Source organism: Roseibacterium elongatum DSM 19469 (assembly GCF_000590925.1).
Classification (GTDB): domain Bacteria; phylum Pseudomonadota; class Alphaproteobacteria; order Rhodobacterales; family Rhodobacteraceae; genus Roseibacterium; species Roseibacterium elongatum.
The window spans coordinates 1,999,012-2,024,810 of record NZ_CP004372.1 but is presented as its reverse complement, the minus strand read 5'-3'; the positions used below and the strand labels follow the sequence as shown (position 1 = coordinate 2,024,810).

The window sequence follows — 25,799 nt, the reverse complement described above, 5'->3', positions numbered from 1 at the left end:
AATGAGGGCGCGCAGATGCAACTCCTCGGACCGAAGGATCCGGATCATTGCCTCTGGATGCTGCCCTTCGGCCGCCACGCGGCCCGGAATGCTTCCCGGAGAGCAACACGCTCTCCTTCGAGACGAGCGGAATTTAGGGCCTCCGTCCGGACCTGTCAATAAGCCATTGATTTCATTCATACCTCGCCCACGTTTCTTCGCCATCTCCGGCAAGAATGGACTGGACTACCGCTGCGAACAGAGCATGCATGCGGTCACGCCCGGATCAGAGCCCGGGCTCTCCTCGGTACCGGGGCCGGCATGTCGCCCGCCCGAGAACCAGGAGAGACACCGATGTCCAAGCCAAAACAAACCAAGACCGAGACCGTCCGCGCCATGCTCGCCCAGCCGCAGGGCGCGAGCCTCGAGGCGATCTGCAAGGCCACTGGCTGGCAGCCGCATTCGGCCCGCGCGGTCCTGAGTGGGTTCCGCAAGGCCGGCTACCAAATCGAGCGCAGCGCGCCTGAACGCGGCAAGACCAGCGGCTCGATTTACCGCATCACCGCAGAACCCGAGGCCGCAGAATGATCCGTGTCGCGGATCTCGAGACCATGGACCGGGCCGCGCTTCTCGCGGCCTGGTCGGACCTCTTCGGAAGCCCCGCGCCCAAGGGGATCAGCCGGACATTCCTGCGGCTCTTCATTGCCTTCGAGATCCAAGCCCGTTGCTCGGGGGGACTATCGAAGAAGACGTTGGCGCTCGTCACGCGACAAGAAAATGAAGTCCCGCCGAAGGCGACAGGCCGGGCCCTCAAGCCCGGCGGGCGACTCCTCCGGGAATGGAACGGCATTACCCATGTCGTCGATGTCACCGAGACCGGCTTCGTGTGGCGCGGCGAGACATGGCGCTCGCTCTCCGCAATCGCCCGCGAGATCACCGGCGCACACTGGTCCGGGCCCCGGTTCTTCGGCCTTAACCGCAAGAAGGCAGGGTCATGAGCAAGACCACGATCCGCTGCGCCATCTACACCCGCAAATCCTCCGACGAAGGCCTCGACCAGGACTTCAATTCGCTCGACGCCCAGCACGAGGCCTGCGCCGCCTACATCGCGAGCCAGCGACACGAGGGCTGGAAGTTGCTGCCGGACCGATACGACGACGGTGGGATCTCCGGCGGAACCCTGGAGAGGCCCGGTCTGCAACGGCTCATGGCCGACATCGACGCGGGGCGCATTGACATGGTCGTCGTCTACAAGATCGATCGCCTGACGCGCTCGCTGGCTGATTTCGCGAAGCTGGTGGATCGCCTCGAGGCCGCGACCTGTTCCTTTGTCTCCGTCACGCAGGCCTTCAACACGTCCTCGTCCATGGGGCGCCTTACCCTGAACGTGCTGCTCTCCTTCGCGCAGTTCGAGCGCGAGGTCACAGCCGAACGGATCCGCGACAAGATTGCTGCCTCGAAGAAGAAGGGGCTCTGGATGGGCGGCCTGCCGCCGTTGGGCTATGACCCTCATCCAGATCCCACCCGTCGGGAACTCGTGGTGAACCACGCCGAGGCCGAGACGGTTCGCAAGGTGTTCGCGCTTTACGAAGCCAATGGATGCCTGAACGCGACGGCTCGCGCAGCGGAGAAGCTGGGTTTGCGATCGAAGCGCCATGTCTTCTCGTCAGGTCGTATACAAGGCGGCCTGCCCTTCAGCCGTGGACAGATTCACAAGCTACTGACCAACCCGGTCTATCGCGGCTTGATCCGTCACAAGGACAAGAGCTGGCCGGGGCTGCACGACGCCATCATCGATCAGGACCGCTGGGACCGGGTACAGGCGATGCTGCAGGATGCCAGTGCAAGGCGGCGGGGCGAGCCGGACATCCTCGCAGATGACGCAGGCGAACGTCGCGCCGCTCCTCGGCAAAGTAAAAGACGAGACCGGAGATCGTCTCACCCCCTCGCACACCCAGCGTCATGGACGCCGCTTGCGCTACTACGTCTCCAACCGGCTTGTCTCCGGCGGACGGGATCCGGACGCCTGGCGTCTTCCGGCGTCCGCGCTTGAAGACGCAGTCTGCACCGTCGTTGCCACCCATCTGCATGACAGTGCCGCCCGCCACTCCGTTGTGCAGCACGCAGAGGCCTCTGCAAGTTCGGCGATATCGCAAAGAACGCGAGCCCTCGCAGACGAGATCAGGTCTGGCGGCATCTGGCGCGCCGTCCCACTGATCGACAGCATCCTGATCGCGCGCGGAACGATCCGGGTCCACCTCGACGGCACAGCCCTTGCATCCGATCTCGATCTGTCTTCCGCTCCCCTCGCGCCGGGCCTGCTGTCCATCAGCGCCCCATTCACTTGCCGGCGGCGCGGAAACGAGACCAAGATCGTTGCACGCGACCCTTTGCCAGATCCTGACCCGACGCTTCTCCGCGCATTGCGCTCGGCGCATGCCTGGGCGGCGGCCATGCGACGTGGCGCATCGCTCAAGGAAATCGCAGCCGATGCCGGGGTCACCGAACGATACGCTGCCCGCATCATCCCGCTTGCCTGTCTCTCACCCCGCCTCCAACAGGCCATCGCCGAGGGAACCCAGCCCGCGACGGTCACCCTTGAAAGACTGATCCGCCGAAAGCTGCCATTGGACTGGGACGCCCAGGACCAGGCGCTCTATTCCGACACCTGACGCCGTTCCCTGATCCAAGCAGTGCCGTCCCTGCTTCGCAGAGACAATTCCCTGTTCCATGAGAAAAATTCCCTGTTCCAACGCCCAGGGAATTCGCTCGCAAGTCGCTGTAATCGTGCGGGGATTTCTCCTGACGGCAGGCCTGAACACCTTCGATTGACCGAAATTCCCTGTAAATGCGCTGGTATCAGGGAAATCTCCCGAAGACCGCACCGGGCAAACTGGCCGGCTGAGACTGGCGGGATATCAATCCAAGAAACGATGGCGAAGGTGCGTCTCTGTCGAAAACGCCGCCACGCAAGTGGCGGGAATTGCGGGGAGAATTCGCGCAGTTTGCGTACAGGGAAAAGAGACAGGGGTCCGTGGCGGAGGAGGTGGGATTCGAACCCACGGTGCGCTTTCACGCACGCCGGTTTTCAAGACCGGTGCATTCGACCACTCTGCCACTCCTCCGGGCTCTTCGGCCGGCCGCCTCATCCTCTAGAGGGCGGGCCACGATTCTGAAAGCGGTTCGCGACGCTTTCTGCCGTCGATCAACGGATGGCTTTTCAGATTGACGTCAAGTCTGTATGCTCTTCGAAAAAACGACAGGCAGCCGTGTTTCGACACGATCAAAACAAAAGATGTGCACAATGCACGCGATGAGCGCGAAGCGAGCAGTAAGATGAAATCCATGCGACTTTCCCGGTGTAACGGTGCCCTCGTCCTGTCCCTCACCGCCGTTCTGGCGCTTGGGGCATGTTCGGAAACCGGCGAGTTCTCCTTTGGCTCGCGTAACGCCGATGCCGATGGGCCGGCGGCGATCGGGGCCACCCGGCTGATCGAGCGCGACGTCGAGGCCCCCGAGGTCTTTCAGGTCTCGGATCAGGGTCTGTGGGATGGCCGCCCGTCGCTCGGCGGGGTCTGGGTCGCACATCCCGATGCGACCGACCCGGAACGGGTCATCATCCGCAACGAGGAAAACGGCCGCTTCGTGATTGGCGCGCTTTTCCGCCGCGAACGGGACAATCCCGGCCCGGTGATCCAGATCTCGTCGGATGCCGCCGCCGCCCTTGAAATCCTCGCCGGCGATCCGGCGCGGGTGCAGGTCACCGCCTTGCGCCGCGAAGAGGTGGAGGAGCCCGACCCGACGGCCTCGGCCGATCCCGAGGCTGACCCGTTGCCAGAGGGAGAGGCCGTCGCGACGCTCGCGACCGAAGCGTTTGCGTCCGAACCGCTCGACCCGATCGCCGAGATGGCCAGTGGCGCGATCGCGGCCAGTGCGGCCGCCACCCCGGCCCCTGCCCCGACCCCCGCGTCGCTGCCCACGGGTTCGTCGCTGGAGCGGCCCTTCGTTCAGATCGGCATCTTCTCTGTGCAGGAAAACGCCAACAATACCGGTCAGGCCTTGCGCCGCGCCGGGCTTGTGCCCACCATCTACGATCAGGAGAGCAATGGCCGCCGGTTCTGGCGGGTGGTTGTCGGTCCGGCGCCCAGTGCCGCAGATCGTGCCGCCGTTCTCGAAACCGTGCGTGAACTCGGCTTCGGGGATGCCTATTTCGTCACGCGCTGATCGTTTGAGTGGGGCCCCATGACCGCTGCCAACATGACTGTTTCACCTTTTCGCGCCGCGGCCGGTGTCGTTGCGGCCCTCTTGCTGCTCGGCGCCGGCCCTGGCCCCGCGACGGCGCAAGCCTTCGAGACCGAGGCCAGCGCGGCCTATGTCGTCGATCATGGCACGGGCCAGGTCCTGCTTGCGCGCAACGCCGACGAGCCGCTGCCCCCGGCGTCGATGTCGAAACTCATGACGCTGTTGATGACGTTCGAGGCGTTGCAGGACGGTCGCCTGACCCTCGACACCCGACTGCCCGTCAGCCAGCACGCCATGGATTACGGCGGCTCGACCATGTTTCTCAATACCACCGACCGCCCCACGGTCGAGGACCTGATCCGCGGCGTGATCATCGTGTCGGGCAATGACGCCTCGGCCGTCTTGGCCGAAGCACTCAGCCCCGATGGCACCGAAGACGGGTTTGCCGACCTCATGACGCAGCGTGCCCGACAGTTGGGCATGATGCAGTCGGTCTTTCTCAATTCGAACGGCTGGCCCGCCGACGGGCACGTGATGTCGATGCGCGATCTGGGCATTCTGGCCGAGCGGATCATCACGGAATACCCGCAGTACTACACCTATTTCGCGGAAACCGAGTTCGATTACGAAAATCGCGCGCCCTTGAATCGGTTCAACCGCAACCCGATCCTGGGAATGGGGATCGGGGCCGACGGGCTCAAGACCGGCCACACGCAAGAGGCCGGCTACGGCCTTGTCGGCTCGGCCCAGCAGGGGGACCGGCGCGTCACGTTCGTGATTTCGGGCTTGCCCTCGTCCGAGGCCCGGGCGCGGGAATCCGAGCGTATCGTCAACTGGGCCTTCCGCCAGTTCGTCATGCGCGACGTGATCGACGAAGGCACCGAGATTGCGCGCGCGCCGGTCTTTCTCGGGGCGGCCGACAGCGTGGGGCTGGCCCCGTCGCAAAGCGTCGAAATGCTGGTGCCCGCCCTGCTCGACCCCGAGATCACGGCCGAGGTGACCTATACCACACCGCTACAGGCCCCGGTTCAGGCGGGCGACGTGGTGGGCGAGTTGGTGATCCACCAAGGCGTGCGCGATATCGAAACCCGGGTTCCTGTCGTGGCCACGGAAAGCGTGGCGGCGGGCGGCCTGATGACACGGCTGCGCACCGCCGCACGCTCGGTCATGACACAGGTGCTGGGCCCGACGCCGGACGCCGCGGGAAGCTGATGGACAATGTCGCACCGGCCCTGTTCATCAGCCTCGAAGGCATCGACGGCTCGGGCAAATCCACGCAAGCCCGTCGATTGGCCGACCATCTGCGCGCCATCGGGCGCAACCCCGTTCTGACGCGCGAGCCCGGCGGCGCCCCCGGGGCCGAGGAAATCCGGCGCCTGCTGGTCGAAGGGGACCCCGATCGCTGGTCGCCCGAAACCGAGATCCTGCTGTTCACCGCTGCGCGCCGCGATCATCTCGAGCGCACGATCCGCCCCGCTCTGGCCGGGGGGCGCGATGTCGTCACCGACCGGTTCGCCGACTCGACCCGTGTCTATCAGGGGGCCACGCGCGGCGATCTGCGCGGGCTGGTCGATGCCATCCACGCCGATGCCATCGGCGTCGAGCCGGACCTGACCCTGATCCTCGACATGGACCCCGAGGTTGCGTTGTCGCGTGGGCTGGCCCGCAAGTCGGGCGAGGACCGCTTTGAAGAGTTCGGGCTGCCCTTCCAGCAAAAGCTGCGGGCCGGGTTCCGCGCATTGGCACAGGAGTTTCCCGACCGCTGCGTGTTGATCGATGCACAGGCCGACGAGGACACGGTCACCGCCGCCATCGCCGCCGCCATTCCCGCCGCCGCCGACCGCGCGTAGGGCGGGATTCATCCCGCCGACCCCGTTTCACGGCACCCTGCCCCTCCCGCCTTGCGCGCCACCATGCTAGACCGCCCCCATGAGCGACGATGCCCTGCCAGAAGCCGACCGGACAGACGGTGCGCCCCACCCGCGCGCGGCCCAGGCCCTGTTCGGTCAGGACGCCGCCGAGGCCGAGTTTCTCTCGGCGCTCAATTCGCAGCGCCTGCCCCATGGCTGGCTGCTGACCGGCCCGCGCGGGGTGGGCAAGGCCACTTTCGCATGGCGCGCGGCGCGCTATCTGATCGCAACCCCGCCCGATGGCGGCCCTGCGCTCTTCGCCGCGCCCCCGGCCGACAGCCTCGACATCTCGCCCGAGGATCCGGTCGCCCATCGCCTGCGCGCCCTTTCCGAGCCGTCGCTGATGCTGCTGCGCCGGGCCTGGGACCATGACAAGAAACGCCTCAAGACGCAGTTGACCGTGGACGAGGTGCGCGGGCTGAAATCGTTCTTTTCGCTGTCCTCGGGCGGCGGGCGGCGTGTGGTGATCGTCGATTCCGCCGACGAGATGAACGCCTCGGCCGCGAATGCGCTGCTCAAGGAACTGGAGGAACCGCCGCGCGATACGGTCCTGTTCCTGATCTCGCACCGGCCATCCGGCCTGTTGCCGACGATCCGGTCCCGCTGCCGGACGTTGCGATTTGCCCCGCTCGGCCCCGAGGACCTGGCCGCCGCGCTGGCCCAGGCGGGGCTCGTTGCCCCCACCGGCCCCGAGGCCGAGGCGCTTGCCGCGCTCTCGGGCGGATCGGTGGGCGAGGCCGTGCGCCTGATCTCGATGGATGGGCCCACGCTCTATGCCGAGATCGTGGACCTGTTGGCCAGCCTGCCGCAACTGGACCGCGCCCGCGCGCTGAACCTCGCCGGGGCGGCGGCGGCCAAGGGGGCCGAGGCGCGCTTTGACCTGACCTTGTCTTTGCTCGATACGGCCTTGGCGCGCCTGGCGCGGGCCGGGGCCACCGGCCAGCCCCCCGCGCCCATCACGCCGGGCGAGGAGGGCATGTTCGCCAAACTCGCGCCCAATCCCTGGGCAGCGCGCGCCTGGGCCGAGCTTGCGGCAACGCTGACCGCGCGGGCACGACAAGGGAAAGCGGTCAACCTTGACCCTGCCGCGCTCGTATTCGATATGTTCCTCGACCTCGACCGCACGGCGGCCCGCCTTGTCGCCCCTGCCTGACCGAGACCGAAGGACCGATATCCCCGATGCCCGAGACCATCCCACAGATCGTCGACAGCCATTGCCACCTCGATTTCCCCGATTTCGCCGGGGAGTTGCACGAGGTCATCGCGCGCGCGGCCCGCGCCGGTGTGGCACGTATGGTCACGATCTGCACCAAGTTGAAAAATAGCGCGCGAGGTGCAGGCCATCGCCGACATGCACGCGCCTGTCTTTTGGGCCGCCGGCACCCACCCGATGAGCGCCGCCCAGGAACCGCTGGCCAGCGTCGCGGAGTTGGAGGCACTGGCCGCACACCCGAAATTCGTGGGCATCGGCGAGACCGGACTGGATTACCATTACACCGCCGAGAGCAAGGATATTCAGCAAGAAAGCCTGCGCATCCATATCGAGGCCGCGCGCCGCACGGAGCTGCCGCTGATCATCCATGCCCGCGACGCCGACGAGGACATGGCCCGCATCCTGACCGACGAATACAAGGCCGGCGCCTATGCTTGCGTCATGCATTGCTTTTCGTCCGGGGCAGGGCTGGCCCGCGCGGCGCTGGATCTCGGCTTCTACCTGTCGATGTCGGGCATCGCGGCCTTCCCCCGCTCGACCGAGCTGCGCGAGATCTTTGCGAGCGCCCCGCTGGACCGGATTCTGGTGGAAACCGACAGCCCCTACCTGGCCCCGCCACCCCATCGCGGCAAACGCAATGAACCGGCCTATACCGTGCACACCGCCCGCGTCGGTGCCGAGACCTTCGGCGTGACCGAGGCCGAGTTTGCCGCCGCAACGACGGCCAATTTCGACCGGCTGTTCTGGAAGGCCGCCGAGTGGGCAAAGGCCGCGTGAATGGGTGAGCTGCGTTTCACCATTCTGGGGTGCGGCTCGTCCGGCGGTGTGCCGCGCCTCGGCGGCCACTGGGGCGATTGCGACCCCGAGGAGCCGCGCAATACCCGCCGCCGATGTTCGCTGCTGGTGGAACGCGCGGGCGAGGATGGCACGACCGCGGTTCTGATCGACACCTCACCCGATCTGCGCGCGCAACTGCTCGATGCCGGGATCGGGCGGCTGGACGGCGTGGTCTACACCCACGCCCATGCCGACCATGTTCACGGCCTCGACGATCTGCGGATGATCGTGTTCAACATGCGCCAGCGCCTGCCGGTCTGGGCCGATGGCGCCACGCAGAACGATCTGCTGAACCGGTTCGGCTATGCCTTCGTGCAACCCGCGGGCAGCGCCTATCCCCCGATCCTCGACCTCAACAGCATCACCGGCGACGTGGTGATCGACGGCCCCGGCGGGCCGGTCACCCTGACGCCCTTCGAGGTCACGCATGGCAACATCCATGCGCTCGGCTTCCGTATCGGCGATCTGGCCTATCTGCCCGATGTCTCGGATATTCCCGAGGACGCATGGCCCGTGCTTGAAGGGCTCGATTGCTGGGTGCTGGATGCCCTGCGCCGCACGCCCCACCCCAGCCACGCGCATCTGGACAAATCCCTGGAGTGGATCGCGCGGGCCGCACCGCGCCGCGCGATCCTGACCAACATGCATATCGATCTCGACTATCGCACCGTCCTGAACGAGACGCCCGCGCATATCACCCCGGCCCATGACGGGATGATGATCACCTATCACATCTGAGGGGATGCGATGGCCGACCTGCTGAGTGTCGTGCTGCCCGTCTTTCTGGTCGTGGGCGCGGGCTATCTGGCCGTCTGGCGCGGCCTGTTCCCCGATAGCGCGGTCAGCGGCCTGATGGTCTTTGCCACCAAGTTCGCCATCCCCTGCCTGCTGTTCAGTGCGATCGCGACGCTGGATCTGGGGCAAGAGTTCGACCTGTCACTTCTGTTCAGTTTCTACACCGGGGCCGCCAGCGTCTTCGCGCTCGGGCTGCTCGGCGCACGGATCGTCTTTCGCCGTCCCATGGTGGACAGCGTCGCCATCGGCTTTGTCGCAATGTTTTCCAACAACGTGCTGCTGGCCCTGCCCATCATGGAGCGCGCCTATGGTGCCGATGCCCTGGCCCCGAATTTCGCCATCATCGCCGTGCATGCGCCGTTTTGCTACCTGCTGGGCATCATCACCATGGAGATCGTGCGCGCCGGCAGCGCCCGACCGCTACACCTGATACGGGTGGTCTCGGCTGCGGCCTTTTCGAACGCCATCATGATCGGGATCATGCTGGGCTTTGCCGTCAACCTGACGGGCCTGCCCATTCCGGGCGTGGTGGACGAGGCGTTGAGCCTGATGGTACGCGCGGCCCTGCCCGCGGCGCTGTTCGGCCTTGGTGGCGTGCTTTGCCGCTACAAGCCCGAAGGCGACGCCTATGTGATCGCGATGATCTGCACCTTGGCGCTGATCGTGCACCCCGTCATCGCCTACACGCTTGGCCTGCGGGTCGCAGATCTCAGTCAGGGGCAACTGCGCTCGGCGGTCATCGCCGCGGCCATGGCACCGGGGGTCAACGCCTATCTGTTCGCGGACATGTATGGCGTCGCGCGGCGTGTCGCGGCCTCGTCAGTGCTGATCGGCACCGCCCTGACGGTCGTCAGTGCCTCGGTTTGGCTTGTGATCCTGCCCTGACTGCGGCGCGCCGCGGCAATCACGCGGCCAACAGGGCGCGCGCCTCAACGGCCGTGACGACGGGATATGAGGTCTCGCGCGCGGCGAAGGGGCGGAACTCGGGGAAGCGGGCCAGCAGATCGGCCTCGGTTTCGGGCGACAACCAGCCCGCCGCGATATCGCCGGGATGCAGGCTTTCGGCCTCGACCCCTTCGGCCAGTACCGCGTGGTGCCCGTCGAGCAGCAAATGGTGATAGACCACCTCGCCCCCGGCGATGATGCGGACCCGGTGCTGATCGACGAAATGCCCGGCCGGCACCCAGACCGCCGGCGCGCCGAACAGCATTTCGGCCTGCCAACCGCGCACCAGCAGCCGATGCTGGCGCGACAGGCGCAGCCGGCGGGCGTTGCCCACGGTGCCCGGTGCGAATTCGACCGGCGCGAACCGCCCGAGCGCCGGAAACCGGCTGCGCCCGATCCAGCGGATCGGACAGGGCGGGCCGTCGGCAGTCAGGACCATCTGACCCTCATGCAGGGTCTCGACCGCGACCTCACCCTCGGGCGTGGCAATGGCCGTGCCCGAGGCAAAGCAGATCGGGGTGGCGTAGCTGGTCGCCGTGTAGGAGGGCCCCTCCTGCGCGCCGACGACGGTCAGGGGCACCCCGATCGGGGGAAAGCCGCCTTGCGGCCCCAGAAACGCCAGCCCCTCGATCGTGGCATAGCTGGGCGAGCCGGTGCGGAAATTGACGGCCACCAGTTGATAGGTGTTACCGTCGGGATCGCTGACGGTGATGCCGTATTCGGCCTCGACGATGGTCCCAGCCCCGAAGGTTTGCGTAGTCGTCGACGTCACCTGAACCGTTTCGGAATTGGCCAGTCGCTGCCCGGTGTCGTTATCGGCGAAGGCGGGATCGTTGTCGTTCAGCTCGATCTCCTGCCACGCATTCGACCCCAACGTGATCGTGGCCCCGACCAGATGGCTGCCATCGCCCTGCGTCACGCCATCAAGACCGTTACCACCCGTGGTACCGGTCACGGTCAGCAGACCTTCGGGAAGGATGAAAATGGAATAGGCCAAGTCTCGCGCTCGGTGAATAGACTGCTCGACGGCTTCGATAAGGTATCATTGTGGCGAAATTTGGATCGCGCTGCATTCCGGGGCGTGTTCGCCAAAAAAAGGGCGCACGAAACCCTCGCGCGCCCTTCTTGATGGATCGGCGGACCGATCAGCCGGGCGACATTCCCCGCAACCGCTCGGACCGGCGGCGCAGGATCTCGACCGCCGTCAACAGCAGGATCGAGATCGCCACCAGGATCGTAGCGGCGGCCAGGATGGTCGGGCTGATCTGTTCGCGCAGGCCGGTGAACATCTGCCATGGCAGCGTCTGCTGCCCCGCCGAGCCGACGAACAACACCACCACCACTTCGTCGAACGAGGTGATGAAGGCGAACAGACCGCCCGAGATCACACCCGGCAGGATAAGGGGCATCTGGATCCTGAAGAAGGTCGTGACCGGGTTCGCCCCGAGGTTCGACGCCGCCCGCGTCAGCGACCGGTCAAAGCCCACCAGGGTCGCCGTGACGGTGATGATGACAAAGGGAATGCCCAAAGCGGCATGGGCCAGAACGACGCCCCAATAGGTCCCCTGCAGCCCCACACGGGAATAGAAGAAATACATCCCCGCGGCCGAGATGATCAGCGGCACGATCATGGGCGAAATCAGCACCGCCATGATCGCCCCCTTGAAAGGCACGTGGCTCTGGCTGAGGCCGATGGCGGCCAGCGTGCCCAGAGAGACCGAGATCAGCGTTGCAACCGGCGCGATGACGAGCGAATTGCGCAGCGGCGTCATCCACTCGGCCCCGTCCAGGCCCCACAGCTTGCCCACGATCAAGCCGAACAGGGCCCCCACAAGCAGCGGCAGCAGGATGTAGCGTTCGCCCTTCAGCATCCACATGCCCGCCGCGAAGGCCAGGCCAAGCACGGCGCCGATGCCAAGGCCGCGCCAAGGGTAGCCATCGGAACCGAAAAAATCCTGATAGTGCTTCAGCGAGTATCCGGCGGGATCCAGCCGCAGCATTTCCGGCGTGAAGGTGAAGAAATCCTGCGCGTTGAAGCTGAGCGGGATGATGATCAGGATCGGCGCAATCAGGAAAAAGAAGATCAGGCCGCACAGCACGCGGAAGCTGTAGAACCAGATCTTGTGGCCGGTCGAGGCATAGGGCGGCAGTTTATGGTCCATGTCTCGCTCCTTTTCCTCAGCCCAGCTTCACGTTGTCGATGCCGACGAACTTGTCGTAGAGCCAGTAACACACCAGCACCACCGCCAGCAGGATCGACCCCAGCGCGGCCGCAAGGCCCCAGTTCAGGCTTTCCGAAATGTGAAAGGCGATCCGGTTCGAAATGAAGGTGCCGGTCCGGCCGCCCACGAGTTCGGGCGTGATGTAATAGCCGATCGACAGGATGAACACGAGGATCGAACCCGCCCCGATGCCCGGCACCGATTGCGGGAAATAGACCCGCCAGAAGGCCGTCCATTGCGTCGCGCCCAGGGATTTCGCCGCTCGCATGTAGGAGGGCGGGATCGTCTTCATCACCGAATAGAGCGGCAGGATCATGAAGGGCAGCAGGATATGCGTCATGGCGATGATCGTGCCCGTCTGGTTGTTGATCAGCGCAAGCCGCGCATCATCGGCGACGAAGCCAAGCCAGACCAGCGTGTCATTGATCACGCCCTCGTTCTGCAGCAGCACCTTCCAGGCCGAGGTCCGCACCAGCAGCGAGGTCCAGAACGGCAGCAGCACAAGGATCAGGAGCAGGTTCGACGTGCGCATCGGCAGGTTCGACAGCAGATAGGCGATCGGATAGCCCAGCAGGATACAGCTCAGCGTGATGACCAGCGACATGAACAGGGTGCGCTGGAACAGCAGGATGTAGATGCGCTGCTCTTCCGGTTGCGCGGCAACGCCGTCGGGGGTCAGCTGCAGGTCGACCGCCGACAGGAAGTAGCCCGCCGTGTAGGGATCGGAAAACGCCTCGATGGTTTCCCAGACGGGCAACTCGATCCAGCCGTCATCCATGTCTTCCCAGACCGCGCGCAGATCGACCGTTTCGAACCCTTGCGCCGCGTCGGCTGCGGTTCGCAGCATGGCTGCGCCCGGCCCGTCATATGCCGACAGGTTGGTGGCGGTCGCACCGGTCAGGTCACGGTACAGCGCCAGGTAGACGGTATTCCAAGGCTCTTCTTCCAGGGGCGAGTCCGCGTCCTCGGTCTGAACCGTGCGGGCAAAGCTGCGATAGGCATCCGCCGTCTCGGGCAGCGCCTGCCGGATGTCAGCGGCCAGTTGGAACAACGGCTCGGGTCCCGCGGCGTCCTCTCCGTCGGCCGCAAGCGTCGCGGCCCATTCCGCCTGCGCGGCCGTCCAGTCGGGCGATGCCATCATCGCGGCCCAGGCGACGGGGTCTTCCCACGCGGCGTCGAGGTCGATGAACTGGTCGGCGTAGCCTTCGCCGACATCGTCGACCCCGCGCCCCGACCGCCGGAACATCGAACTGAGACCGGTTGTCTCGTAATTCAGTCGACTGCCAAGGCGCGTGTGAATCCGGCGTTCGGCGGCCTCCATGAAATCGTAGCTCAAGGCCGCAAAGACATCCTCGTCGGGAATGTCCTCGGCGTCCCAATCCTCGAGCGCCACAACCGTGCGCGGCAAGGTCTCGGACACGATCTGGTTCTCGACCGACCGGAACAGCATGTCGAAGATCGGCGCGACAAAGGTCACGAGGATGAACAACAAAAGCGGCGCGATCAGCATCAGCGCACGCATCTTCTGCGCGCGCAGGGCCCGGTTCAGGCTGACCTTCAGCGGGCTGCCATCGGCGGCCAGAACCGGACCTGTTTCCGCGGCGTCGGCGCGGCGCGCCTCGGCGGCCGCACGTCCCATATCGCCTGCTGTGGCATCGGTCATTCCGTGCCCTCCACGATGATGATGGTGCTTTCGGCGCAGCGGCGGCGGATATCGGCGACCTCCTGATAGTCGGGGTCGTCATATGCGGCGAGCGCGGCCTCGTAGCTGGGAAACTCGATGACCACATGGCGGTCGCCCGCCGTGCCCTCCTTGACGACCGAGCGGCCGCCGCGAATGACGAACCGCGCGCCATGCGCTTCGAGGATCGGCGTGTCGCGACGCACGTATTCCGGGTAGCCCTCGGGGTCGGTCACGGTGATCGTCCGATGATGTAGCCTTTGGGCATGTGCCTTGCGCCTTTCGCCGTCTGTCGTCTGGGTAGGGTGCGCTTCAACGCACCAGCGGTGCGCAGACCCCGCTGCGTCGGGGCCGATGCGCTCAAGCGCATCCTACGAAGGGGAAGATGTGCCCGGGGCCGCCGCGCGGACGGCCCCGAACCGGATCATCTCAGCCGCGGATTACTGGGCCAGCCACGCCTGGAAGCGGGCGTCCAGATCGTCGCGGTAATCGGCCCACCATTCATAGTTGAACAGGAAGGTCCGCTCGGCGTTGGCCGGGTCGGTCGGCATGTGCGGCGCCATCTCGATGCCAAGGTCGGCATGGGTCGAGACCAGCGGCGCCGAAGACGCACGCGCCGGCCCGTAGGAGATGTACTGCGCCTGGTCGGCCAGACGCTGCGTGTCAGTGGCGAACCGCACGAAATCCAGCACGCGGTTCAGGCGATCCTCAGGCAGACCCTCGGGGATGATCCAGCCGTCGAGATCGAAGACCTGCGCGTCCCACATCATGGCGACGGGCTGGCCCTGCTCTTCGATCAGGCTGAACAGGCGACCGTTATAGGTCGACCCGAAGACAACCTCGCCATCCGCCAGCAGCTGCGGCGTGTCGGCACCAGCGGTCCACCAGATCGTGTCGTCCTTGATCGTTTCGAGCACGGCAAAGGCACGGTCGATGCCCTCTTCGGTCTCCAGAACGTCATAGACGTCTTCCATGGCGACACCGTCGCACATCAGGGCCCATTCGAGGTTGCCGATCGGGCGACGCTCGAGGCTGCGCTGGCCGGGGAAGGCTTCGAGGTCGAACACGTCGCAGATATCGTCGGGCGTGTTGCCGCCCCATTCCTCGACATCGGTGCGGTAGCCGAAGGTGGTCGAGTAGACGATCTGCGGGATGAAGCAGTCCGACACGATCAGATCGCCGAAATCCTCCGAGGCGGGCGTGCCATCGGGGGCCGGCGCCAGGATCTCGTCGTGGTCGACTTCCATGGCCAGGCCTTCGTCACAGAGGCGAATGGCGTCCGATGCCACCACATCGACGAGGTCCCAGGTGACGTTGCCGGCCTCGTCCATCGCCCGCATGCGCGCCACGGCTTCGCCCGAACTTTCGTCCCAGATCACTTCGAGGCCTTCGTGCATTTCCTGGTAGGGGTCGGAATAGGCCCGGATCTGGCTGGTCTGATAGGCCCCGCCCCAGCTGACGAGGGTCATGCTGTCGGCCATCTCCTGCGCCATGGATGCGGGGGCGGCCAGGGCGGCCCCGGTGGTAAGGAGCATCAGGCTCTTGAGTTTCATTATGTCTCTCTCCTTGCTGTTGGACGTCAGTGCTACACGTTCCGGTTCATTGTCTTTGTTGTTGGGCCGTCGCCAAACCGTCCAAGGGCGTTTGGCGACCGGAAAGGCCAAGTCAGGCGTCAAGCGCCCGGCAATCCTGCGGACGCCATCCGATCTCGATATGCTCGCCCGGACGCAGGCGGCGCTGGTCGGGCGCATTGCGTGTCTTGATGATGAAATCGTCACGCCCCGCGACGCGCAAACGCGTGCGATAGATGTCGCCCATGTAGATGAATTCCAGAACCTCGGCATGGATGGTGTGAGCATCCTCGGCCAGACGTTCCTTGTTGTATTCGACGCGTTCGGGCCGGATCGACACAAGCGTGCGGTCACCGACGGCGCTCACGTTCACCGGCATGGCGTCGATCACCTCGCCATCGTCCAGCGTCACCTCGCAGCGGTCGTCGGCGATCTTGCTGACGACGCCTTCCAAGGTGTTGTTTTCTCCGATGAACTGCGCCACGAAACTGTTCTGCGGCTCTTCATAGAGCGTATCGGGCGGGGCCAATTGCTGAATGCGCCCATCGTCGAACACCGCCACGCGATCCGACATGGTCAAGGCTTCGGTCTGGTCGTGGGTCACATAGACCGTCGTGATGCCGAGGTTGTGGGCCAGGTTGGTGATCTCGAACTGCATGGTTTCCCGCAACTGCTTGTCGAGCGCGCCCAGCGGCTCGTCCATCAGCACAAGCTCGGGCTCGAACACCAAAGCCCGTGCCAAGGCGATGCGCTGCTGCTGACCACCCGACAGTTGCGCCGGACGGCGCCCGCCGAAATCGCCCATCTGCACCATGTCGAGGGCGCGATGCACCTTGGCCTCGCGATCGGATTTGCCGACCTTGCGCACCTCCAGCGGGAAGGACAGGTTCTCGGCCACCGTCATGTGCGGAAACAGCGCGTAGTTCTGGAACACCATCCCGATGCCGCGCTTGTGCGGTGGAATGTTGTTGATCGGCTGGCCATCGAGGGTGATTTCGCCATGGGTGGCGGTCTCGAACCCGGCCAGCATCATCAGGCAGGTTGTTTTGCCGGACCCGGACGGGCCCAACATGGTCAGAAACTCACCCTTGCCGATTTCAAGGTTCAGGTCTTTGACGACGAGCGTTTCGCCGTCATAGCTTTTTTGAACGCGGTCGAATGCGACAAACGCGTCGGTCCCGTTGGAGGCCAAACCTCACTCCCCTGTTGTGCGTCCTAGCGTACCCTAGGTTTGGACACCAGTAAAACAAGCGCTTGGCATGCTTGCAACCAATTAGCCCACAAAACCCGGCCACAACGCCGAAAAGGCGTGCAAGCGCCCATTTTCACGGCAAAAGTTGACGCCTTGCTTGCGCATTCTCCATGGCGTAGCACGAAGGCAACCGTTCCTTTCCCCTGGCCAAGGCTGTCTGGTGCCGCGCCCCGTTACGAAATCACGCCCATTCCAAGGTGCGTCGCGATGAGCCGCCAACAGGGATTGGAGGGCACGCCACAGGCGGACGCGACGGTATCGAACCTTGTGCCGCGCTTCTGGCGCGATCACGTGGTGCAACACTGGCCCATGCTGGTCGTCGCCACCATCCTGATGTCGATCGAAGGCGCGGCATTGGGGGCGTTTGCATGGCTGGTGCGGCCGCTTTTCGACGACTATTTCTCGGCAGGCTCCTTCGATGGTGTCGCCTGGATCGCCTTTACCATTGCCAGCCTGTTCCTCATCCGGGCGACGGCGGGGTTCTTTCAGCGGCTGATCGTCGTCACCATCGGGCTCAAGGTGACGATGGCCCTGCAGTCGCGTCTGGTGTCGCATCTGCTGACACTCGACCAGCGCTTTTTTCAGGACAATTCGCCCGGGGCGCTGATCGAACGGGTGCGCGGCGACACGCTCTCGTTGCAGGGGTTGGCCTCCGGGACCTTGATGTCGCTCGGGCGGGATTTCGTCTCGCTGCTTTCGCTGCTGGCGGTGATGCTGTGGACGGATTGGGTCTGGACCCTGCTGGCCATGGTGGGGGTGCCGTTGCTGGTCGTGCCGATCACCCTGGTGCAGCGCTATATCCGCAGGACCACACGCCGCGCCCGCGAGGCCGCCGCCCGCCTGTCGAACCGGCTGGACGAGATCTTTCACGGGATACAGACGATCAAGCTGAATCGTCTGGAAGACCACGAGGATGCCCGCTTCGCACGCGAGACGCGGCGGTTCCTCAAGCCATCGATCAAGGCACAGGCCGGGTCGGCCGCCAACCCGGCCCTGATCGACATGGTGGCCGCGGCCGGTTTCGTCGTGGTGGTCTATTACGGCGGGGCGCAGATCATCGCCGGCGACAAGACCGTGGGGCAATTCATGTCCTTCTTCACGGCGCTCGGCCTGTTGTTCGAGCCTTTGCGCCGGCTGTCGTCGATCTCGGCCAGGTTGCAGGCGGCGATGGCGTCACTCGAACGCCTCTACGCGGTCCTCGATGCACAGCCCAGCGTGCGCGCCCCCGCCAATCCGCAACCGCTCGATCACGGCGACATCGTGTTCGACGACGTGACCTTTTCCTACGGCGACAGCCCGGTGTTGCGCGGTCTGACCTTCACCGCCGAGGCGGGCAAGACAACAGCGCTGGTGGGGCCCTCTGGCGCTGGCAAGACGACTGTCTTCACCCTGCTGACACGTCTGATCGATCCGTCCGGCGGACGCATCATGATCGGCGGAACACCGGTGGATTCGCTCGACATCGCGCAGTTGCGCGCCGCCATCGCCGTCGTCGGGCAGGAAACGGCCCTGTTCGACGAAAGCATTGCCGACAACATCCGGCTGGGGCGTCTGGAGGCGCCAGACGACGCGGTGATGGATGCGGCGCGGAATGCCTCGGTCGACCTGTTTGCCGATCAGCTTTCCGAAGGGATGGACACGCAGGTCGGCCCGCGCGGGTCGGGCCTGTCGGGCGGACAGCGTCAACGCGTCATCATCGCGCGCGCTTTGCTGAAATCGGCCCCGATCCTCCTGCTGGACGAACCGACCTCGGCGCTGGATGCGCGCTCCGAGCAACTGGTGCAGCAGGCGCTTGACCGGCTGGCCAAGGGGCGCACGACACTGGTGGTCGCGCATCGGCTGTCCACCATCCGCGAGGCGGACAAGATCGTTGTGATGGAGGGCGGCCGCGTCGCCGAAGAAGGCACCCATGACATGCTCATGGCCCGCCAGGGGGCCTATTGGCGGCTGCACCAGCTCCAGGCTGCGGGGGTCGATCCGGGGCTCTGACGACTGGCAGCTTCGGCAGACGAGACCTTGTCCGCTGCCCCGCCCCTGCGAACAACCCTGTGCCATGGGCATGGCGACAGCAATCGCCCGCATCTCATTGCGTCGGTTTCGGGAAATGGTGCGGTCGAGAAGACTCGAACTTCCACGGGAGTTACCCCACAGCGACCTCAACGCTGCGCGTCTACCAATTCCGCCACGACCGCACGTGATCCGGTAGGTGCGCGGTCTTTAACCGAGGTGTCTGACCTTGTGAAGAGGGCGCGGCGAAAAATCTGCGCAAGATCCCGACCCCGCAAACCGAAAGGGGCGGGCCGGTCGGCCCGCCCCGGAACACGGCCAAGCGCCGCTTACTGGTTGACCTGGAAGGTCGGCAGCGCGTTGGGCGCCGGCTGGGGCTGGGCTGCGGGCACCGGGGCCGCCGCAGCCGCGCCCCCCTGCAGGCGCATCAACGCCCCGCGCAAAAGCGGCGTGCGTTCGGGTTGCCCCGGCATGAAGGCCGGTGTCGAGCCCTGCTCGAGCGACGAGATCGCCGCATCATACCACTGCACGGCCAGATCGCGCCGCGCGTTGGCGCCGAACCCCTCGCGCAGGTGATGGCCCAGCAACTCGCCATAAGCGCCCTCGCCCAGCGCCACGAGCGTCAGGGCCGAGCCAACGGCCATGCGCATGTCGTCCTGAGCATAGCCGACCGCCAGGCAGACCCGCGCGGTCGAGGCCATATCGGCGGGTGCAACACCCGTTCCGGCCACCACGCGCTGCATCTCGGGGACAAGCTCGGCCTGCCCGACCAGCGACAGGCGGTCGATCTGGGCGCTGAGCATGGTCGAGAAACCGTTGCACTGCTCGGCAATCTGGGCCTGGCTGAGGCCGGAGATCTGGCCCATCAACTCCTCGCCCCGCGCCATGGCATAGGTGCGCGCCACGCAGAACTGTTCGGACAGGGCCTGTCCGGCATCCCCCATGGTGGCGAGCGTGACATACCCGCCATTCGACGAGGTCTGCAGCATCACCGCATTGCAGCTGTTGGCCAGCGACATACGCGGCTGGCTGTTGGCAAACAGGTTCGGCATCGCCCCGCCCCCGGACGCGGTCGCCATGCCCGGCGCGGGCTGACCGGCGGGCGGCTGCTGGGCGGGGTTCACGATGACGGTCGTTGCGGGGGCCATCGGCTGCGGCACCGGCTGGAAGCTCTGGATCGGGGCGCCGCCCTGCAGGCTGTCGCGATAGGCATAGAGCAGCGATTGCCCGCGCAGGCCGGTTTGCTGGGCCCCGCCCTGGTTGGTGGCCCAGAAATAGGCATCCATCAGGAAATCGAACTGGTACGAGGCGAACTCGCGTCCATTCACCGGGTAGCCCATCGAGGCCTGAAAGCGCTCGATCGCCGAGCGCGTGCCGGGGCCCACCTGGCCATCGACGGTGCCGGCATTGTAGCCGAAATAGTTGAGCGCCGTCTGCGTTTCGCGGCCCTGTTGCGTCGCCGGGATGCCAGGGCGCACGACGCGCGTGCCGCCGGTGGTGCGCGGGCGCTGCCCCTGCGACAGGGCGTGGCCGATGACACCGCCAATGATGGCGCCACCGATGAAATCGCCTGCATCTGCCTGCGCGCGGTCGGCAGGGGCGGCAGCCAATGCTGCGACAAGACTGGCCGTGGTCATAATTCTTGCAAACATGCGGTCCCTCCAGGAAAAGCCGAACGTGTCTTAACGTGACCCTAGCACACCACGCCGACATGCTAAGCGCGAATTGGCCGAACTTCAGGAAAACCCCACCTTGGGCACCATACCGGGGTGACATTTAAGCCGCTGCGGCGCATATCGCGGCCATGGTGGAATGGATCACATCGGACGACCCCGTCCCTTACCCCGATGCCGTGGCCTGGATGGAGGGGCGCGCCGGCGCGATCGCCCGGGGCGCGGCTGACGAATGCATCTGGCTGCTCGAACATCCGCCCCTCTACACGGCCGGCACCTCGGCCAATCCGGCGGATCTGCGCGCCCCCAATCGTTTCCCGGTCTATCAGACACGCCGCGGCGGGCAGTATACCTATCACGGCCCGGGGCAGCGGGTGGCCTATGTGATGCTGGACCTCAACCGGCGCGGGCGCGACATTCGCCGCTTTGTCACCAGCCTCGAGACCTGGGTCATCGCGGCGCTGGCCGAGTTCAACCTGCGCGGCGAAATCCGCCCCGGCCGCGTCGGCGTCTGGATCGCGCGCCCCGATCACGCCCCGCTGCCCGACGGCACCCCGCGCGAGGACAAGATCGCCGCCATCGGCGTTCGGATCCGCAAATGGGTCAGCTTCCACGGCATCTCGATCAACCTGGACCCCGACCTCGATCACTTCGACGGCATTGTGCCCTGCGGCATCTCGGGCCATGGCGTGACCAGCCTGGTCGACCTCGGCCTGCCGGTCACGATGCCGGATCTCGATCTGGCGCTGAGGAGGACATTCGACACCGCGTTTCCAGACCCGTCCGCTCCCTGAACCGCCCCTTGGGCCGGCGCCCCGGCCGGCATGCGCCGCGCTGCTGTCGGGTCTGACTGCGGTTGCACCGCTGACGTTTTGCAAGGGTCGGCCCGGTCGCCGCCCTCATCCATGCGGCTGCTGCGCATGCCGCAACGGCACCCTTGGCCCCGCTCAGCCGTGCATTGATCTGGGACAAGTTTTTCGCGCTCAGCGTGTGGCCGATTGACGCGTATCCGTTGCCTTGTCAACGACCGCCCTGATAGAACGGAGGCGAGAGGAAACGCGTGGGGGGGAATCTGTCGATCTCTTCCCGTGCAGAACGCTGAACGGGAGACGACCATGGCAGACGCCACTCTTTCGGGGCATGACCACGAGCGGCCGGGATTTTTCACCCGGTGGTTCATGTCCACAAACCACAAGGATATCGGGCTTCTGTACCTGTTCACAGCAGGGATCGTCGGCCTGATTTCGGTGATTTTCACGGTCTACATGCGGCTGGAGCTGATGGAGCCCGGCGTACAATACATGTACGTCGCCTTCGAAGGCGCGCCCGGCATGATCGAAAGCATCTTCACCCGTGCAGGTGAGGCGCTGGCGACGGCCGGCGGCGGCACGAACGCCTTCGCGGATCAGCTGTCCAGCCTGCAGGGCTCGATCCTGGGGGCCGTGTCGGGCACCGGGGACGAGGCGCGGGTGGTCATCGACGGCGCGCTCCGCGCCCAGGTGGTCGAGGTGCTGGATGCCGCCGCAGCCTCGGCCAACCCGGCCGAAGCCTCGACGCTTCTGGCGCTGCGCGACCAGCTCGACGGCACGCCCGATGGCCATCTCTGGAACGTGCTGATCACCGGGCATGGCGTGCTGATGATGTTCTTCGTCGTCATTCCCGCGCTCTTCGGAGGCTTTGGCAACTATTTCATGCCGTTGATGATCGGCGCGCCGGACATGGCGTTTCCGCGCCTGAACAACCTGTCCTACTGGCTCTATGTCGCGGGGACCGCGCTGGCCTTCTGCGCGGTGTTCATCGACGGCGGCGCCGGCCCGGGCTGGACATTCTACCCGCCGCTGTCGTGGCAGGATGCCCCCAACAGCCGCGCCGTGGATTTCGCGATCTTCGCCGTGCACGTCTCGGGCGCCAGTTCGATCCTCGGGTCGATCAACATCATCACGACCTTCCTGAACATGCGCGCACCGGGCATGACGCTGCACAAGGTGCCGCTGTTTGCCTGGTCGATCTTCGTCACGGCCTGGCTGCTGCTCTTGTCGCTGCCGGTTCTGGCGGGCGCCATCACCATGCTGCTGACCGACCGCAACTTCGGCACCACCTTCTTCGACGTCGCGGGCGGGGGCGACCCGGTCCTGTTCCAGCACATCTTCTGGTTCTTCGGTCACCCCGAGGTCTACATCGTGATCCTGCCAGCCTTCGGCATCATCAGCCACGTGGTCGCGACCTTCTCGAAAAAGCCAATCTTCGGCTACCTGCCGATGGTCTACGCGCTGGTGGCGATCGGTGGCCTAGGCTTCGTCGTCTGGGCGCACCACATGTACACGGTGGGCATGACCCTGACGCAGCAGGCCTATTTCATGGTCGCCACGATGGTCATCGCGGTGCCCACGGGGGTGAAGATCTTCAGCTGGATCGCCACGATGTGGCAGGGCTCGATCGAGTTCAAGACGCCCATGCTGTTCGCCATCGGCTTCATCTTCCTGTTCACGGTCGGCGGTGTGACGGGCATCATCCTGTCCCAGGCCGGCGTGGACCGGGCCTATCACGACACCTACTATGTCGTGGCCCATTTCCACTACGTGATGAGCCTTGGCGCCGTGTTCGGCATCTTCGCGGGGATCTACTACTGGTTCGGCAAGATGTCGGGCCGGCAGTACCCGGAATGGGCGGGCAAGCTGCATTTCTGGGCCTTCTTCATCGGGGCCAACCTGACCTTCTTCCCGCAGCACTTCCTGGGCCGTCAGGGCATGCCGCGGCGCTATATCGACTACCCCGAGGCCTTCGCGCTTTGGAACTATGTCTCGTCGATCGGCGCGTTCCTGTCCTTTGCGTCCTTCCTGTTCTTCATCGGGATCGTGGCCTATGCGCTGTTTGCCGGCCGCCGTGTCGAGGAACCGGCCTATTGGGGTGAGCATGCGGACACGTTGGAATGGACCCTGCCCAACCCGCCGCCGGAGCACACTTTCGAAGAGCTGCCGACGCGCGAGATGTGGGATCGTCAACCGCACCACTGAGGGGCCATGCCGATCCAGACCCATGAACGACAGCAGGCCCCGGCATCGTCCGGGGCCTTCGCGTCAGAGGGCGGGCGCGGGGCGCCGCGCCTGCACTTGTTGCTGACGCCGCACAAATCTTTGACACCCGAAGGCTTCGTGTGGTTCATCGGGCTGACCGCCGCCCTGATCGCCGTGCCGCTTTTCCCCGTGCTGGGCACCAGCGTGTTCTGGGCACTCCTGCCCTTTATCGCGGCGGCGGTCGCGGGGATCTGGTTTTCGCTGAAACGCTCCTGGCGCGACATGGATCTCTATGAAGAGGTCTGCATCTGGGATGACCTCATCCGGATCGAGCGGCATGACCCGCGGCGCAAGACCCCACAGGATTGGGAGGCCAACCCCTACTGGGTGCGCGTCTCGCTGCATGGCAAGGGCGGGCCGGTGCCCAATTACCTGACCCTGTCGGGCGGCGGTCGCGAGGTGGAACTGGGGGCGTTTCTGACCCCGGTCGAGCGCAGCCAGTTGAAGGATGCGCTGAACCGCGCGCTGCGCCCGGACACGGCGTGAACCGCCCCACACACGGGGCGGGGCCCGCGATCAGCTCAACCGCGCCTTGACCAGCGGACCGACCGCACCGAAATCCATCTGCCCGGCGTAACTGGCCTTGAGCACGCCCATGACCTTGCCCATGTCGCGCAGCGTTTCGGCCCCCGTTTGCGCCAGCGCCGCATCCACCGCCGCGGCGATTTCATCGTCATCCAGCTGGCGCGGCAGATACGCCTCGATCACTTCGATCTCGGCGCGTTCCTTTTCGGCCAGTTCCAGACGGCCGCCTTCTTCGTAGGCGCGTGCGCTTTCCTGACGCTGCTTGACCATCTTGGCCAGGATCGCAAGCAACTCGTCCTCGCCAACGCCCGAGCTGCCGCCCTTGGCGCGCGCGGCGATGTCCTGATCCTTGATGGCGGCATTGATCAGCCGCAGCGTGGACAGGCGTGTCTTGTCCTTGTCGCGCATCGCGTCCTTCAGGCCGGTGGTGATCCGTTCCCGCAGGCTGGTGCCGTTCGTGGCAGCCGGTGCTGTCTGACCCATGGCGTCAGGCCCCCTTGATGAAAACCAGGAGGCATAGATAGGGCATACCCCCACGAGCCACAATAAGGACGCTGCAACGCGGCATTTCCCCGCCGGGCGTAACGGGGCACGGCTTGACCGCGCGACCCGCGATCCTTAAACCCGCATCGATTTGCCCGCTGCCCCCCGGAGTTTCCCATGACATCCAAGCCGACCGCCTGCCTCGCCCTTGCTGACGGAACGATCTTTTATGGCCGCGGGTTCGGAGGCACCGGAACGCGGGTGGCCGAATTGTGCTTCAACACCGCCATGACCGGTTATCAGGAAATCATGACCGACCCCTCCTATGCCGGGCAGATCGTGACCTTCACCTTTCCGCATATCGGCAATACCGGCGTCACGCCCGAGGATGACGAAACCGCCGATCCGGTGGCCGAGGGGATGGTGGTGAAATGGGACCCGACCGATCCCTCGAACTGGCGCGCGACGGGTCACCTGGTCGCGTGGCTGGAAAAGACCGGGCGCGTCGGCATCGGCGGGATCGACACACGCCGCCTGACCCGTGCCATCCGGCAGCAGGGCGCGCCGCATGTCGCGCTGGCCCATGACCCCGAGGGCAAGTTCGACCTCGAGGCGCTGGTTGCTGCGGCCCGCGGCTTTGCCGGGCTCGAGGGGCTGGATCTGGCGCGCGACGTGACCTGCGCGCAATCCTACCGCTGGGACGAGATGCGGTGGGCCTGGCCCGAGGGCTACAGCAGGCGCGAAGGGCCCGCGCCCAAGGTCGTGGCCCTCGATTACGGTGCCAAGCGCAACATCCTGCGCTGCCTTGCCAGTGCGGGCTGCGACGTGACCGTGATGCCCGCCACCACCACCGCCGAAGAGGTGCTGGCCCAATCGCCGGACGGTGTGTTCCTGTCCAACGGCCCCGGCGATCCGGCCGCGACCGGCGCCTACGCCGTGCCCGCGATCAAGGGCGTGCTGGACGCGGGCCTGCCGGTTTTCGGCATCTGCCTGGGGCATCAGATGCTGGCGCTGGCGCTCGGGGCGAAAACCGTCAAGATGAACCACGGTCATCACGGCGCGAACCACCCCGTCAAGGAGATGGAGACCGGCAAGGTCGAGATCACCTCGATGAACCACGGCTTCACCGTCGACAGCCAGACCCTGCCCGAGGGCGTGATCGAAACGCATGTCTCGCTTTTCGACGGGTCGAATTGCGGCATCCGCATGGCCGACCGGCCGGTGTTTTCGGTGCAGCATCACCCCGAGGCCAGCCCGGGACCACAGGACAGTTTCTACCTGTTCGAACGCTTTGCCGAGGCTGTCCGCGCCAAGGCCGCCAAGACGGCCTGACCCGACCGCGCCGGCCCTTAACTTTGCGTTAACCACTCCATCCTATCCTGTGGATACT

General features: G+C 65.5%; 23 protein-coding genes, 2 tRNA genes and 1 pseudogene. 16 read left to right on the top strand and 10 right to left on the bottom strand.

Features of this window, described 5'->3' with window-relative positions; translation table 11 throughout:
- The first annotated feature begins 333 nt into the window (after positions 1-333).
- From ROSELON_RS09915 to ROSELON_RS18510, 4 genes are read left to right on the top strand one after another with little or no spacing between them, the layout of a single operon-like run.
- Positions 334-567 carry a DUF3489 domain-containing protein gene (locus tag ROSELON_RS09915; protein WP_025312246.1) on the top strand — a complete coding sequence of 78 codons (234 nt, stop codon included), beginning with the start codon at positions 334-336 and terminating at the stop codon, positions 565-567.
- A complete protein-coding gene (locus ROSELON_RS09910; protein WP_025312245.1) occupies positions 564-977 on the top strand; it encodes a DUF2924 domain-containing protein in 414 nt (137 codons plus the stop codon). The genes ROSELON_RS09915 and ROSELON_RS09910 overlap by 4 nt, the downstream gene beginning before the upstream one ends.
- Complete coding sequence (locus tag ROSELON_RS18515) at positions 974-2,032, top strand: recombinase family protein (RefSeq protein ID WP_217520150.1); 1,059 nt, start codon at positions 974-976, stop codon at positions 2,030-2,032. The genes ROSELON_RS09910 and ROSELON_RS18515 overlap by 4 nt, the downstream gene beginning before the upstream one ends.
- On the top strand, positions 1,953-2,651 hold the full coding sequence (locus tag ROSELON_RS18510; protein WP_217520148.1) for a hypothetical protein: 699 nt from the start codon (positions 1,953-1,955) through the stop codon (positions 2,649-2,651). The genes ROSELON_RS18515 and ROSELON_RS18510 overlap by 80 nt, the downstream gene beginning before the upstream one ends.
- A 363-nt stretch (positions 2,652-3,014) precedes the next feature.
- Here ROSELON_RS18510 and ROSELON_RS09900 read toward each other — a convergent pair.
- Positions 3,015-3,104, bottom strand: a tRNA-Ser gene (locus ROSELON_RS09900).
- Between the two features lie 220 nt (positions 3,105-3,324).
- On the opposite strand from ROSELON_RS09900, the gene ROSELON_RS09895 reads away from it, so the two are divergent.
- The 7 genes and pseudogenes from ROSELON_RS09895 to ROSELON_RS09865 all read left to right on the top strand — a co-directional run bounded on the left by ROSELON_RS09895 (position 3,325) and on the right by ROSELON_RS09865 (position 9,861).
- Positions 3,325-4,203 carry an SPOR domain-containing protein gene (locus ROSELON_RS09895; RefSeq protein ID WP_245605320.1) on the top strand — a complete coding sequence of 293 codons (879 nt, stop codon included), beginning with the start codon at positions 3,325-3,327 and terminating at the stop codon, positions 4,201-4,203.
- Between the two features lie 33 nt (positions 4,204-4,236).
- Positions 4,237-5,433: a D-alanyl-D-alanine carboxypeptidase family protein gene (locus ROSELON_RS09890; protein WP_084613872.1), complete on the top strand. Its 1,197-nt coding sequence runs from the start codon at positions 4,237-4,239 to the stop codon at positions 5,431-5,433.
- Positions 5,433-6,071 (top strand): dTMP kinase, encoded by a 639-nt coding sequence (gene tmk / locus ROSELON_RS09885; protein ID WP_025312242.1) that lies wholly within the window; start codon positions 5,433-5,435, stop codon positions 6,069-6,071. Before ROSELON_RS09890 ends, tmk begins: the two co-directional genes overlap by 1 nt.
- Positions 6,072-6,150: 79 nt before the next feature.
- Complete coding sequence (locus ROSELON_RS09880; RefSeq protein ID WP_025312241.1) at positions 6,151-7,284, top strand: DNA polymerase III subunit delta'; 1,134 nt, start codon at positions 6,151-6,153, stop codon at positions 7,282-7,284.
- Positions 7,285-7,310: 26 nt separating this feature from the next.
- Positions 7,311-8,121: pseudogene (locus ROSELON_RS09875) on the top strand (TatD family hydrolase).
- The gene (locus tag ROSELON_RS09870; protein ID WP_025312240.1) at positions 8,122-8,919 is read left to right on the top strand and encodes an MBL fold metallo-hydrolase; all 798 of its coding nucleotides are present in this window, start codon (positions 8,122-8,124) and stop codon (positions 8,917-8,919) included. It abuts the pseudogene before it with no gap.
- A gap of 9 nt (positions 8,920-8,928) precedes the next feature.
- Positions 8,929-9,861 carry an AEC family transporter gene (locus tag ROSELON_RS09865; RefSeq protein WP_025312239.1) on the top strand — a complete coding sequence of 311 codons (933 nt, stop codon included), beginning with the start codon at positions 8,929-8,931 and terminating at the stop codon, positions 9,859-9,861.
- A gap of 19 nt (positions 9,862-9,880) precedes the next feature.
- On the opposite strand, the gene ROSELON_RS17490 is transcribed toward ROSELON_RS09865, so the two are convergent.
- The 6 genes from ROSELON_RS17490 to ROSELON_RS09835 all read right to left on the bottom strand — a co-directional run bounded on the left by ROSELON_RS17490 (position 9,881) and on the right by ROSELON_RS09835 (position 16,587).
- Entirely contained in the window at positions 9,881-10,918 is a 1,038-nt protein-coding gene (locus ROSELON_RS17490) for a Hint domain-containing protein (RefSeq protein ID WP_025312238.1), read from the bottom strand.
- A gap of 148 nt (positions 10,919-11,066) precedes the next feature.
- Positions 11,067-12,083 carry an ABC transporter permease gene (locus ROSELON_RS09855; protein ID WP_025312237.1) on the bottom strand — a complete coding sequence of 339 codons (1,017 nt, stop codon included), beginning with the start codon at positions 12,081-12,083 and terminating at the stop codon, positions 11,067-11,069.
- Positions 12,084-12,099: 16 nt separating this feature from the next.
- Positions 12,100-13,806 (bottom strand): ABC transporter permease, encoded by a 1,707-nt coding sequence (locus ROSELON_RS09850; RefSeq protein ID WP_025312236.1) that lies wholly within the window; start codon positions 13,804-13,806, stop codon positions 12,100-12,102.
- Positions 13,803-14,060: a DUF1330 domain-containing protein gene (locus tag ROSELON_RS09845; RefSeq protein WP_342665277.1), complete on the bottom strand. Its 258-nt coding sequence runs from the start codon at positions 14,058-14,060 to the stop codon at positions 13,803-13,805. The genes ROSELON_RS09850 and ROSELON_RS09845 overlap by 4 nt, the downstream gene beginning before the upstream one ends.
- A 204-nt stretch (positions 14,061-14,264) precedes the next feature.
- A complete protein-coding gene (locus ROSELON_RS09840) occupies positions 14,265-15,377 on the bottom strand; it encodes an extracellular solute-binding protein (protein WP_025312235.1) in 1,113 nt (370 codons plus the stop codon).
- 112 nt (positions 15,378-15,489) lie between these two features.
- Entirely contained in the window at positions 15,490-16,587 is a 1,098-nt protein-coding gene (locus ROSELON_RS09835; RefSeq protein ID WP_025312234.1) for an ABC transporter ATP-binding protein, read from the bottom strand.
- A gap of 267 nt (positions 16,588-16,854) precedes the next feature.
- Between ROSELON_RS09835 and ROSELON_RS09830 the strand changes: the two genes are divergently transcribed.
- The gene (locus ROSELON_RS09830; RefSeq protein WP_025312233.1) at positions 16,855-18,636 is read left to right on the top strand and encodes an ABC transporter ATP-binding protein; all 1,782 of its coding nucleotides are present in this window, start codon (positions 16,855-16,857) and stop codon (positions 18,634-18,636) included.
- 116 nt (positions 18,637-18,752) lie between these two features.
- Here the strand turns inward: ROSELON_RS09830 and ROSELON_RS09825 are convergent.
- Both ROSELON_RS09825 and ROSELON_RS09820 read right to left on the bottom strand, forming a co-directional pair.
- Positions 18,753-18,839 (bottom strand) — tRNA-Leu (locus tag ROSELON_RS09825).
- A gap of 144 nt (positions 18,840-18,983) precedes the next feature.
- Positions 18,984-20,291 (bottom strand): peptidoglycan-binding domain-containing protein, encoded by a 1,308-nt coding sequence (locus tag ROSELON_RS09820; protein ID WP_245605319.1) that lies wholly within the window; start codon positions 20,289-20,291, stop codon positions 18,984-18,986.
- A 167-nt stretch (positions 20,292-20,458) separates the two neighbouring features.
- Between ROSELON_RS09820 and lipB the strand changes: the two genes are divergently transcribed.
- The 3 genes from lipB (at position 20,459) to ROSELON_RS09805 (ending at position 23,887) form a co-directional block, all read left to right on the top strand.
- Complete coding sequence (gene lipB / locus ROSELON_RS09815) at positions 20,459-21,121, top strand: lipoyl(octanoyl) transferase LipB (RefSeq protein WP_025312231.1); 663 nt, start codon at positions 20,459-20,461, stop codon at positions 21,119-21,121.
- A gap of 321 nt (positions 21,122-21,442) precedes the next feature.
- A complete protein-coding gene (locus tag ROSELON_RS09810; protein ID WP_025312230.1) occupies positions 21,443-23,341 on the top strand; it encodes a cytochrome c oxidase subunit I in 1,899 nt (632 codons plus the stop codon).
- Between the two features lie 6 nt (positions 23,342-23,347).
- Positions 23,348-23,887, top strand: coding sequence for a DUF2244 domain-containing protein (locus ROSELON_RS09805; RefSeq protein ID WP_025312229.1), 540 nt, complete (start codon positions 23,348-23,350; stop codon positions 23,885-23,887).
- A 30-nt stretch (positions 23,888-23,917) separates the two neighbouring features.
- Here the strand turns inward: ROSELON_RS09805 and ROSELON_RS09800 are convergent, their stop codons facing one another.
- On the bottom strand, positions 23,918-24,409 hold the full coding sequence (locus tag ROSELON_RS09800; protein WP_051508392.1) for a GatB/YqeY domain-containing protein: 492 nt from the start codon (positions 24,407-24,409) through the stop codon (positions 23,918-23,920).
- Positions 24,410-24,586: 177 nt separating this feature from the next.
- Here ROSELON_RS09800 and carA point away from each other — a divergent pair, with 177 nt between their 5' ends.
- Positions 24,587-25,741 carry a glutamine-hydrolyzing carbamoyl-phosphate synthase small subunit gene (gene carA, locus ROSELON_RS09795; RefSeq protein ID WP_025312227.1) on the top strand — a complete coding sequence of 385 codons (1,155 nt, stop codon included), beginning with the start codon at positions 24,587-24,589 and terminating at the stop codon, positions 25,739-25,741.
- Positions 25,742-25,799 lie beyond the last annotated feature (58 nt).